Source organism: Mangrovibacter yixingensis, from assembly GCF_020523985.1.
In the GTDB taxonomy this organism is placed as follows: domain Bacteria; phylum Pseudomonadota; class Gammaproteobacteria; order Enterobacterales; family Enterobacteriaceae; genus Mangrovibacter; species Mangrovibacter yixingensis.
Genome location: NZ_JAIVKM010000001.1, coordinates 1,298,770 through 1,311,365, shown reverse-complemented (window position 1 = coordinate 1,311,365; position 12,596 = coordinate 1,298,770). Strand labels below are relative to the sequence as shown.

General features: G+C 52.6%; 9 protein-coding genes. All 9 read right to left on the bottom strand.

What is annotated here, in order from left to right:
• Positions 1–44: 44 nt before the first annotated feature.
• Entirely contained in the window at positions 45–578 is a 534-nt protein-coding gene (locus LC084_RS06125) for a DUF3304 domain-containing protein (protein ID WP_226570250.1), read from the bottom strand.
• A 44-nt stretch (positions 579–622) separates the two neighbouring features.
• Positions 623–1,138, bottom strand: coding sequence for a DUF4123 domain-containing protein (locus LC084_RS06120; protein WP_404808329.1), 516 nt, complete (start codon positions 1,136–1,138; stop codon positions 623–625).
• 15 nt (positions 1,139–1,153) lie between these two features.
• A complete protein-coding gene (locus LC084_RS23330; RefSeq protein ID WP_404808328.1) occupies positions 1,154–1,414 on the bottom strand; it encodes a DUF4123 domain-containing protein in 261 nt (86 codons plus the stop codon).
• A complete protein-coding gene (locus LC084_RS06115; protein WP_226570248.1) occupies positions 1,407–3,806 on the bottom strand; it encodes a type VI secretion system Vgr family protein in 2,400 nt (799 codons plus the stop codon). The genes LC084_RS23330 and LC084_RS06115 overlap by 8 nt, the downstream gene beginning before the upstream one ends.
• 485 nt (positions 3,807–4,291) lie before the next feature.
• Entirely contained in the window at positions 4,292–6,328 is a 2,037-nt protein-coding gene (gene dcp / locus LC084_RS06110; protein ID WP_226570246.1) for a peptidyl-dipeptidase Dcp, read from the bottom strand.
• A 37-nt stretch (positions 6,329–6,365) separates the two neighbouring features.
• Positions 6,366–7,142: a xanthine dehydrogenase accessory protein XdhC gene (gene xdhC / locus LC084_RS06105; RefSeq protein ID WP_226570244.1), complete on the bottom strand. Its 777-nt coding sequence runs from the start codon at positions 7,140–7,142 to the stop codon at positions 6,366–6,368.
• Positions 7,126–9,495: a xanthine dehydrogenase molybdopterin binding subunit gene (xdhB, locus tag LC084_RS06100; RefSeq protein ID WP_226570242.1), complete on the bottom strand. Its 2,370-nt coding sequence runs from the start codon at positions 9,493–9,495 to the stop codon at positions 7,126–7,128. The genes xdhC and xdhB overlap by 17 nt, the downstream gene beginning before the upstream one ends.
• Complete coding sequence (gene xdhA, locus LC084_RS06095; protein WP_226570240.1) at positions 9,485–10,951, bottom strand: xanthine dehydrogenase small subunit; 1,467 nt, start codon at positions 10,949–10,951, stop codon at positions 9,485–9,487. The genes xdhB and xdhA overlap by 11 nt, the downstream gene beginning before the upstream one ends.
• Entirely contained in the window at positions 10,948–12,279 is a 1,332-nt protein-coding gene (gene guaD, locus LC084_RS06090; protein ID WP_226570238.1) for a guanine deaminase, read from the bottom strand. Before guaD ends, xdhA begins: the two co-directional genes overlap by 4 nt.
• Positions 12,280–12,596: the final 317 nt, after the last annotated feature.

The following is a 12,596-nucleotide window of genomic DNA, read 5'->3' as shown; positions in this document are numbered from 1 at the left end:
CCCTGTTTGTTCCCTGTGGGATAAATCCCGTTCCTGCCCGTTGCTTATCCATTACGCACTGCGGTATTAGCTGCTGCGGCCACCGGGCAGTTTTCCGGCTCCGGCATATTTAACGGCTCTTTAATCGGGTAATCCGGTGTGCCATAGCCCATACATACCGTGGTCACTTTTACCTGGTTACAGGGCAAAAAATGCACCGTCATACCACAACGCTGTTCCCCATATTCCGGTACCGCCACCACCGCGCTATGGCGGCGAAAACTGGCTCTGACTTCCGTTGCCCATTTATCAAACTTCTCTCTGTCGGTATAGCCAGGAAACGGTGAGGCTGTTTTTGGATCCACCTCCCACTCAACCAGTGCTTCCATTCCCGGTATCCATTTGCGGGGTAACAGCACGCAGCAACTGTTTCCTGTCGTCCGCCCGCCATAGCCGTTAACCGTGAACCAGTTAATTCCTGCACGGGCATGGTGGTTAAACCCCCGCAAATCCCCGGCGGTATAATCGCCATAACCGGCCCCGGCACAACCGGCCAGTAACCATAACGGCACCACCAGCCACACTGCTTTTTTATTCATCTCCTGCTCCTGTTGTTTATTCCCTTGCAGCGCTATCCCCGGTTTTATTCAGCGGCATGCGCCTTACCGGGGTTATGAACGATGGTATCGAGATAGTCTTCAAGTGTGCCGCTGGCTGAACGGGCTGCGGCAAATGCTGCTTCCAGGCAGCGGCCAAACAACGCCTCTGGTGTAAGCCCGGTGCCGGTATACATTCGTGCTGCGATATCGGCATCACTGATGCAGCCAATGGCATCTATTTGCTTATCGGTGAACTGCAATTCATGGGGTAAGAAAACCGCATCTGAATGGGGCTGGAATTTTCCGGCTCGCCAGGTTTGCTGGTTATCGCGATCCAGCCATCCCCAAAAATAGCCAAGCTGGTTGAACGCGTCTTGTTGCCCCGGGGTCAGGACATGATTGAAGAGTTCAGGGAATATGCGTGGGTCGTAAAAACGGAAGATACCGCTCTGGTTGCCCCAGAAAAATTGCGTCAGTGAGCACAGTTGTTGTTGCACAACCGAGAAAGCGAGTGGCGATACCAGCAATAATAAGCGGTGCCTGCCCGCGTAATAGCGCATCAGTTCACCGAGCCATTACTGATGTTGCCACGCATTATTATGCAGGCGCACCAGCACCGGGCCCTGGTCCTGCAGGGCGGATTCCGGCAACCCGGCGAATAAAGATGACCACTGCGCTTGCGGCGATAATGCAGGTAAAGTTGCCAGACAGGGTAGCGTATCGCCGGATAAATCAATGATGGCATCTATATGCGGCACGCCAACACTGTTTTGTAAATACTGCACCTGCGCCTGCCACTGGTCTGCCAGTGCCTGAGGTAACACTGTGTTATCCACGAAGAACCACTCCTGTCGCCTGCTCTTGCGCGCGTTGAAGGCAACCTTCACATACTGCTGCGGGTATAGCTGCCGCAGAGGCTGGCATGCCTGCAGATGAAGGTGAAAACGTCTCTGGCGGAAGCAAGCAATGAGCACCTTTGAGAAGAAGTGGCCCTTTGCTGCAAATCTCAATATTGCCCTGAGCCGATAAATGAATGGCGGCTCCGCCACAGGCCAGGGTTATACCTTTTGTGGCAGTGAGTGTAAGTTGCCCCTGAACAGACCGGACTGAGATATCCTGTGACGCAAACAGCGAGAGAGTGTCATTATGAGATTCCACCGCAAGAGGGCCCTTTGCCGATACCAGGCGCATTCCTTCCTGGTGTGCCAGCAACGATATTGACTTAGCAGCGTTAACTGCATGGCGCGCTGAGGTGGCTATTTGCACCTCGCCCTGGCTTTGCAAATGCAGGCTTTTGCCCGTATGTAATAAGGCAGAGGCCGGAGTAACGGCAGCGATACCCTGTGGAGCACTCAACACAACAACTGGCGAACTTAAACCTGCCGCACCTTCAACCAAGTGTTCCAGCCCGGCGGTGTCTGGTGGGAAATTTTGGTGAACCGGCGCAATACTGCCCCAGCGTGTTAAATCAAGCAGCGCGCCTTTAAGCAGGCTGATTGCCGCCTGCATTTCCCGCTGCTCACCCCGTGCAGATGGCTGGGCATCTGCACTGATCAATACGCCATTTTTTGCCCGAATGGCGCCCCACAAATCGGTACGGAGTTCAAACCCTTCCCCCCTGACCTGGCGCTCGCTGTTCACCAAATGCCCTAAATTGAGCTGGGTTTTACCGCCGTACTCTGTGGAAACTTTGATATGTTCCTGGCCTCTGGCATCTTCCAGGCGGATTTTATTATTCGCTGGTGTGCGCAGTACATTGCGCCGGTAATTTCGGATGGTAACCAGGTCCGGATGGCTGCTGTTATGCAACGCCCCGGCGATATAAGGCCGGTCTGGGTTGCCGTTTTCAAATGCGATGGCGACTTCGGTGCCCGCGAGTAACGGCAAATGGAAACCAAATGTCTCCCCCGCATAGGGCCTGGCCTGGCGAACCCACAGGCTTTCGCTCCCCTTGGGCCAGGTAGCGCGGTCAAACAGCAGTTTGACCCGGTAACGACCATGCTTATCTATATGGCCATAGATATCATTTTTTGTGGTACTGGTGACACAGGCTGGCACGGTGCCGGACATCTGCGGGTGAGGAATGAGTGGGGGGCGAAAGCAGTAGTCGTGAGTAAATGGCAGTGCGGTGAAATGTGCGGTGAAACAGCTGTCCCGGCGTGCTGAGCAGCTTATGCTGGTAACCAGCATGCCTGGCGATAAACTACCGCCTTCCTGAGCCGGGTCCGCCAGGTTAACAACCTTGCCCGGTGCCAGCACCGCACAATTACTGTTCCCTGCCATGCCCGCTTTGCCATTAAGGTAACGTTCGTGGTGTAACCGGGCATAAAACACCCCGGTTTCAACTGGCAACGGGCGGGTAAACCTGTCGCCGGGTTCGCTGTAATGGCTCCCCCAATGATATGCCTCGCCATAAGTTGTGCTGTCGCCACGGGTAATATCCACCTGAACATGCATATCGGCCCCGGCATTCAGGTAGTGATAATCCTGAACACTGACTTTCTGTGTCACAACCTGGTAATAGCGCTCGATTCCCCATACTGCGTCAACGCCATTATCATTATGCCCTGATGGTGGAATATCGGGCAAAACCAGGCCTTTTTCATAACCATGAGAGCTGTCAAAAAATTCAATTACATCAATTTTCAGGCGAGTATCTGGCGTAAAACGAAACCAAATACCCACTTCACTTAACAGGCGGGAAATAAAACGCAGGTCACTTTCACCAAACTGCATAACCTGTTCACGGCGCGGGTATTTATGCTTAAGCAAAAAGAGAAAGTCCTGGCCGCGCATATTATGGCGCTCACGCAGAATGCTCTCGACAATCTGTGGTACAGACATATCCTGAAAAATAGCATTATTGTTTGCGCTGCTCAGTAACGCCATTCTTGGTTGCAGCACCAGCGCGTAGCGCGCCTCATCTCTTGATGACCCAAGGTATTCAAAACCTGTGACCACACCATGAATAGTCCTGGCAGGTTCGAGCTTACATCCTCCCCAGGGCTGTGCTACAGGAGCGTGGAGTGTCAGCCCGGCGGGTTTCAGCAGAAAATCCGCCGGGTCTAATGCCTTATCGGCACAAGTAAACTCAATACGGTAATGGAACGGCTGGCTGAGCGTTTCTTTGCCTTCAAATGCGAGAACATCCAATAATGATGTGCACCCGCGGACATAAATCACATGGTGATTGTGGTTAAAAAAAACGGTATTTTTTTGCGAAACCATCTGTCTTCCCTTCAGTTATACGCATCCTTTACCCATTTTTTTGCTATTAAAAAACGGGCATGGCTAAAATATCGCAACAGTATTCACTGCTGTCACAAAATTTCATACCGATAATTAGTTTATGTGAAGTGGAAAGAGAGAGTGTTTCCGAAAAAAAATTAGTTATTCATGAGATGAATATAATTCAGAGAAGATTTATTTAATTACCTAATAAAATAAACTTAATTAAGCATTAATAAAATAACTAACAGCAGTACTTAGAGCCTATCCCACCAGGCGTTATTGTCGCAGCCAGTCTGGACACGGACAGCGCGCAGAATCCGGAGCGTACACGGAGTACGTGAGGATTTCGAGCACTGCCCAGGTTCAAAATGGCAAGTAAAATAGCCCTAATGGGATAGGCTCTTAATACAGGGATTACATAACTATTATTAAAGCTGCTATATGGGATTATTCAGGCCCTTACAACAAGGGCCTGTTGATGATTACGCAAGACCGCGATGTTTCAGCATGGGGTCGCTTTGTGGATTGTGCCCGCGCCATTCGCGGTACAGTTCAGCAAGATCACTACTGTTACCCCTTGAAAGAATGGCCTCGCGGAACCGTTGGCCATTTTCCGGGGTTAACCCGCCATGCTCTTCAAACCACTGGAAACCATCATCTGCCAGCATTTGCGTCCATAAGTAGGCATAGTACCCAGCGGCATAACCACCGCCCCAAATATGGGCGAAATAACTTGAACGGTACCGGGGGGGAACGGCTGCCAGGTGAATATGTGACTTCGCCAGTGCCGCCGCTTCAAATGCTGCGACATCAGCCACCTGCTCACCTTCTGCCAGGCTGTGCCAGTGCATATCCAGCAGTGCGGCAGCCAGCAACTCAGTCATATCGTAGCCTTTATTGAAGAGTGCGGCACTAAACAGACGTTGACGCAGGGCTTCCGGCATGGGTTCGCCGGTTTCCCAATGGCATGCATAATGGCTGAAAACTTCGGGGTGGATGGCCCAGTGTTCATTAATTTGCGATGGGAATTCAACAAAATCCCGCGGGGTATTGGTGCCAGACAGGCTTGCATAGCACTGGCTGGCAAATAACCCATGCAACGTGTGGCCAAACTCATGAAACAGGGTGATGACATCATCCCAACCAATAAGCGCTGGTTGCCCCGCTGCGGGTTTGGCGTAATTACATACGTTGTAGATAACTGGTTTTGTGCCCAACAATGTAGATTGTTCGGTGAAGTTACCCATCCACGCGCCACCTGCTTTGCTGTCGCGGGCGAAAAAATCACCGTAAAACAGTGCCAGCCCGGTGCCGTCTTTGTCATGGATTTCCCATACCCGCACGTCAGGGTGGTAGACAGGGATATCGTTACGGGGCGTGAAGGTTATGCCAAATAAGCGGCTGGCTGCCCAGAACACCCCGTCCTGCAGCACACGGTCTAACAGAAAATAGGGCCGAATAGCGGCTTCATCCAACTGCCATGTGTCCTGGCGAACCTGTTCAGCATAGAAGGCCCAGTCCCAGGGTTTTACTGCGAAATCGCCGTTTTCGTCGTCCACTTTTTTCTGGATAGCAGCAAGTTCAGCCTGTGCCCGCAGTGTCGCAGCCGGTACCAGGTTATTCATAAACTGCAATGCGGCTGCCGGGTGCTGTGCCATCTGGTCGGCCATTTTCCAACTGGCGTAATCTGCGAACCCCAGTAATGCTGCCTGTTCCTGGCGTACCGCTGCCAGTTGCAAAATGATAGCCCGGGTATCATTTTCATCATTCTGTTCCGCTCGGGACCAGGACTGGTTAAATAACGCTTCACGCGTTGCCCTGTTCTGCAGTTCGGCCAGTGCGGGTTGTTGTGTGGTATTGAGCAGTGAAATCAGCCACTGGTTACCCAGGCCTTTATCTGCTGCTGCCTGGCGCGCGTTTTCCAGGTCAGCGGGGGATAACCCGACCAGTGCTTCTGGGTTACCCACGACCAACCCACCCGCTTTGTTCGCAGCCAGAAGACGGCGGTTAAACTGACTGGAAAGCTGTGCCGCCTGCAAGTTCAGCGCACTCAGGCGGGTTTGTTTGCCTGGCGGTAAAGTTGCGCCAGCCAGTGTAAAACGTTGCCAGGTGACTTCCAGCAGGCGGGTTGATTCTGCACTAAGATTCAGAGCCTCACGGCGCTGGTACAGGGAATCGACCCGCTCGAAGAGTTGTGGGTTTAACCAAATTTCATCTGCCAGTGCCGCCAACTCTCCCGAAAAGGCTTCTTCCAGTTGCTGAATTACCGGGTTGGTATCGGCACTCGCCATGGCAAAAAAGACGGCGGTGACCTGGCTGAGCAACTGCCCGCTTTTTTCCAGCGCCAGGCAGGTATTTTCGAATGTTGCCGTTTCTGTGCAACCAAGAATGGCAGCCAACTCTGCACGTTTACGTTTCACAGCTTCATCAAACGCTTCTCGGTAGTGCTCAACACGAATTTCGGCAAAGTTCGGGGCGCCATAAGGAAGCGATGATGGCGTTAAAAAGGGATTGTCCACTGGTTCTCCTTGTTATCAGTGATGTTCTTCCCCAAGCTTAGGCATCTTGCTGCCAGACAGCAATCAATTCTCCGGCAATGGAAACCGCTATTTCGGCAGGCAGCTTTCCTTTGACATCCGGTAACCCAACCGGGCAGCGCATTTTCGCCAGTTTATGCGCGGCAATCCCCTTACCTTCCAGCCGGTAATCAAAGCGCTGGCGTTTAGTGCGTGAGCCAATCAGCCCAAAGTAACGGTAATCGTCGCGGCGTAGAATGGTTTCGGCCAGCTCTAAATCCCGGGGGTGATGGTGAGTCATAACCACAAAATAACTGCCCGGTGTTGCACACCGGACTTCGTCATTCGGGTCATCCACCTGGCGGCAGATAACCCCTGATGGCGCGGCTGTGAACATTCCCGGGCGCTCATCCACCCAGGTGACCTGGCAGGGTAACGTACTCAGCAGGTTTACCAGCGCCTGCCCGACATGCCCTGCGCCGAACACGACAACAGACGGGCGTGGGGACAATAGCGGTTCGAATAATACGCTTGCCATACCACCGCAGCACTGGCCAGTGCGGGCTCCCAGTGCAATATGTTCCAGGTGAGGCATGGTTTCCTGTGCCTGGAGCATTGTGCGGGCCTGGGCGATGCACTGGAACTCCAGGTTCCCGCCGCCGATTGTCAGCCAGGTTTCCCCGGCGGTAACTACCATTTTGGTGCCATCGCCGCGGGGTACGGAGCCTTTTTCATTCAGCACTGTCAGCAATACACAAGGTGTACCGGCTGTGCGCAGTTGTTGCAAAATATCAATCCAATCATCGGGTTGGTTCATTGCAGGCCTCCTGCATTGCCATTACGCCCCACAACACCCGCTCCGGGGTGGCGGGTGCATCCAGAGAAGGATGAAGCCGGTATTCGGCCACACTGGCTATGGCATCCTGCAGAGCACTCCATACCGCGATCCCCAGCATAAACGGGGGTTCACCCACGGCTTTGGAGCGAAATACCGTTTGCTGCGGATTCGGGTGGTTTTCCAGCAGGTTGACTCTTAAATCAGGCGGAATATCACTGATTGCCGGAATTTTATAGCTCATAGGCCCATCGGTGACTAACCGCCCATTTTTATCCCAGCACAACTCCTCGGTTGTCAGCCATCCGGCGCCCTGAATAAAGCCCCCCTCAATTTGGCCGATATCCAGAGCTGGGTTCAGTGAATCCCCCACATCGTGCAAAATGTCTGCGCGCAGCAAGCGGTATTCCCCGGTAAGGGTATCCACCAGCACCTCGGCACAAGCCATCCCCCAGGAGAAGTAATAGAACGGCGAACCTTTACCTGCCGACCGGTCGTAATGGATCCCCGGCACTTTATAGAAACCCGTTGCAGAGAGTGGTACCTGGTTAAGCCAACCCAGGGTTGCCACTTCTGCAAAAGCGTAGTGTTTCCCCGGCACCTGGACTACGCCATTATTAAATACCACCTCTTCCTCTTTACACTGATGCAAGCCACACAGCATATCCGTCAGGCGTTTTTTCAGAGTTTGTGCGGCAATTTCCGCAGCTTTGCCGTTAAGATCCGCCCCGGATGAAGCGGCTGTAGGCGAGGTATTGGGTACTTTCCCGGTGCTGGCTGGCGTAACCTGAATGGCGCTCAGTGGTATTTGCAGCACTTGCGCCACCACCTGAGCGACTTTGGTATTCAGCCCCTGGCCCATTTCGGTACCACCATGGTTAAGCTGTACCGTGCCATCGGTGTAAATCAGGATAAGCGCCCCAGCCTGGTTAAGGAAACTTGAGGTAAAAGAGATGCCAAACTTCACTGGCGTCATAGCCAGCCCCCGCTTCAGCACCGGGTTATTGCGGTTAAAGGTGGAGATATCTGCCCGGCGCTTTGCATATTGGGCGCTGTGAACCAGTTGGCTTGTAAGCACTTCCGCCAGATTATGGGTGACCTGCTGCCCGTAATGGGTCATATCACGCCCCGGTGCTCCGTAGAAATTACGCTGGCGAACCTCAAGCGGATCCAGGCCACATTCACGAGCAATTCTGTCCATGATTTGTTCGATTGCCACCATACCCTGCGGCCCGCCAAAACCCCGATAGGCCGTGTTGGAGGCCAGATTGGTCCGGCATCGGTAGCCTGTTATGCGGGCATCGCCCAGGTAATAGGCATTGTCGGCGTGGAACATCGCCCTGTCGCATATTGATCCAGACAGATCAAGGGAGTAACCACAATTGGCGGCAAGATCGATATGTACGCCATGCAATATACCTTCGTCGGTGAAACCGACATCGTAACGGACAAAAAACGGGTGGCGCTTACCCGTTATACGCATATCATCACGCCGCGAAAGGCGCATTTTTGCCGGTTTGCCTGTCAGGCTGGCGGCCAGGGCAGCGTGGCAGGCAATACCTGCCGCCTGGGTTTCTTTGCCACCAAACCCCCCGCCCATGCGGCGCATATCCACGGTCACTTTATTCATGCTGACACCCAATACCGATGCCACCAGTTTCTGCACTTCGGTGGGATGCTGGGTGGAAGACCAGACCTGTACCTGGTTATCTTCACCTGGCTGTACCACTGCGATTTGCCCTTCCAGGTAAAAATGTTCCTGGCCACCAATATGGAACTGCCCCTGAATCCGGTTAGGTGCCGTTGCAAGCGCGGTTGTTGCATCGCCCCGCAGGTGGACATGGGGCGCTTCGACATACAATTCACGGGCCAGTGCGTCTTCTACATCCAGTACGGCATCCAGTGGCTGGTAACGAACAACTGCTGCCATTGCGCCCGCCCGTGCAGCTTCCTGTGTTATCGCCGCAACCGTGAGCACGACTTGCCCGTGATATTCCACGGTGTCTTTGGCAAACAATGGGTCGCCAGGAGCGAGCGGGCCAATATCCAGTTCCCCTGGTACATCCTGCCAGCTAAGCACCCTGACTACGCCGGGTACCTGGTAACAGGCGTCAGTATCAACAGAGATAATGCGGGCATGAGCATGTTCGCTGAGTACCGGGCATAAATAGAGCATCCCCGGCAGGACCAGACGATCATCAACATAGGTGGCTTTGCCACTCACCTGGTTATCAGCGCTTTCATGTTTCTGCCTGCGCCCTGCGCCCTGGTTGAAGGTGTTGAGAAATTGAGCTTTAAGTGCCTGTTCATCAAGGCTTACTGGGTTACCCGACATACTGACTCACCTCCACCAGGTCTGAGCCTTGTAGCTGGCTCATGAAATAACGGCGCAATAGATTTTTTGCTACCTGCAGGCGGTAGTCTTTTGTGCCACGGAAATCTGACATTGGAGAGAAATCCTTATCCAGCGCTGAGCAGGCCGCCGCTAATGTAGTTTCTGATAACGGCTTTGCGCACAGCTCAGACTCACAGGCCAGTGCTCTGGCCGGTACCGCCGCCATACCGCCAAATGCCAGCCGGGCTGAGGTGATGACGCCCTGATCATGGTGCAGATTAAATGCGCCAAATACTGTTGAAATATCGTCTTCACGCCGTTTCGACACTTTCCATGCCTGAAATGAAGGTGACACTGTCACTCTTGGAATATGAATAGCGCGAATAAATTCACCCGGCGCCAGTGCGGTTTTACGGTAATCGAGGAAAAAGTCATCCAGTGGTAGTTCACGTTGTTGTTCGCCGCACTGTAAGGAAAGACTTGCCCCCAGCGCCAGTAACATTGGCGCACCATCGCCAATTGGCGAAGCATTTGCCAGGTTTCCGGCAAGGGTTGCCTGGTTACGAACCTGGCAGGAAGCAAAACGTGTCAGCATCTCACTAAAAGCCGGAATGTAACTTTGCAACTGATGGCCGATGTCCGACAGGCGGGCTGTTGCCCCCAGGGTTATCATGGAATCAGTCACGGTGATGGCACTAAGTTCTTTCACATGATTAAGGCTAATCAGCAGCGGTAACTGGCGGTAAAACTGGGTAATCTGCAGCGCAAGGTCCGTTCCACCAGCCAGTAAGTGTGCTTGTGGGTATTGCTGGTATAACCGGGCAAGGCTTGTAATATCTTTTGGTAACAGGCAACGGTGGTTACCGCCAGCCAGTTCGGTTGTGGCATCGTTTTCTTCGTCGTCGTTTTCTTCGCCGGTGATTTGTGCCAGTTGTTGCGCAATAGCGGCTGAATTGGCCTGAAACTGATCGTCATCCGGTGCCTGGCATAAAGCCTGTGCCGCTTCAATGATTGGCCGGTAACCAGTGCAGCGGCAGAGGTTACCGCCCAAGTGTTGCTCAATGGAGTGGCGGTCTGCGCCAGGGGCATTCTTTTGTAAAGCGAACATCGACATCACAATACCAGGTGTGCAAAAACCACACTGGGAGCCGTGATTATCGGCAAGGGTTTGCTGTGCCGGATGTAACTGATTGCCCTGTGCCAGGTCTTCCACGGTTAACAACTGTTTGCCCTGCAACTGGCTTACCAGCATCAGGCAGCTATTTGCCGTTTTCCATACCATTTTGCCATGTTGTGGTTCGCCAACGACCACCGTGCAGGCCCCGCAATCACCAGAGGCGCAACCTTCTTTCGTTCCCGTGCAACCCGCCGGGCCACGCAGCCAGTTCAGCACAGTGGTATCCGGGTCGATATCGGTCAGTGTGGTTCGTGCCCGGTTATGCAAAAACGTAATCATGCCGCCACCTCGCATTCATCTCTGGACCATACAGGCCGCCCATTTACCCAGGTTTGCCAGATATTGCGGTCATCCCCAAGGGTCATCAGCACGAACAATCGCTCGTAGATATCGCGGCAATGGCTGTCGCGCAGGCGCTGCAATGGTGTGGCTTGCGGGTCAAGCACAACAAAATCAGCTTCTTTGCCAGGCATAAAATTGCCAATGTAGTTGTCCAGGTCCAGGGCATAAGCCCCCCCTAAAGTGGCGTAGTAAAATGCTTCGCAGGCACTCAGGCGAAATGATTGCAACTGCGCCACTTTGTAAGCTTCACCAAGAGTCCGTAACATGCTGAATGTGGTACCTGCCCCGACATCCGTCCCAATGCCAATACGCACACGTTGTTGTTGGCAACGCTGTAAATTAAACAGCCCACTGCCTAAAAACAGATTGGATGTGGGGCAAAAAGCCACTGCTGACTCAGTACGCTGCAGGCAGTTCCATTCGTCGTCATCAAGATGAATGGCATGGGCAAATACGCTACGACGCCCGGTCAGGTGGTAGCTGTCATAAACCCCGAGGTAATTTTTCTGTTCAGGCCACAGGCTTTTTACCCACGCCACTTCCTGGGGGTTTTCACTTAAATGTGTTTGTAACCAGATATCTGGAAATTCTGTACGCAGGCGTTCAACCACCGCCAGCAATTCAGGTGAAGAAGTGGGTGCGAAACGCGGAGTGAGTGCATAGTTAAGCCGCCCTTTTTTGTGCCAGCGCGTTATTAGTTCGCGGGTGTGCTGCTCGCTCTGCTCGGGCGTTTCTGTCAAGTAATCAGGGGCATTGCGGTCCATCATTACTTTGCCGGCTATCAGGCGCATGCCAAGTTGCAAGGCGACATTAAATAACGCATCCACTGACTGCGGGTGGACCGTGCCAAACACCAGCGCGGTTGTGGTGCCATTACTGAGTAATTGATTCAGGAAAAAGGCTGACATATGAATAGCATGGGCTTCGCTTTCAAACTGGCGCTCAACAGGAAAGGTATAAGTTTCCAGCCAGCTCAACAGTTGTTCCCCCCAGGCACCGATCATTTCTGTTTGTGGATAATGAAGATGGGTGTCGACAAACCCAGGGACGATCAGTTTTCCACGGTAATCCGCCACATCATCCGTGTTTCTCAGCAAGTGTTGTCCGTCAGACCAGTCGTACAAACCCAGAATATGCCCATTTTCAAGTAATAGCAGGCCATCTTCCAGGTAACGGGCGTGCTCAGCGATGGTAGCAGGATCGTCTGAAGGCTGAGTTATATCAAAAAATTGCCCCCGGACAGCCTGAGTATAGTTAACAGCCATAATCAGCCTCTTTAATGAGGGTTACCCCTCTTTTATTATGCAGGTGAATAAAATAACAATATCGTTTTTGGTAACTTGCAATCAGAGTGCCAATTTTAATTTATATATTTAATCTTATTATTCATGTAGTTAGTTATTTTTAATTCATTTGCGCAACAAAGATCGTTTTTTTGTTGGCGCAAACGGTTGCATATTAAAGCAACCGTTTGCTCTTTCTTATTTTAGTTTAACAGCCCGATTTGCCGTACTTATTTGCCTGAACCGACTGCACCACAATGGCTCACTTGCACCACCAGAGAACATTCTACCCCTGACAT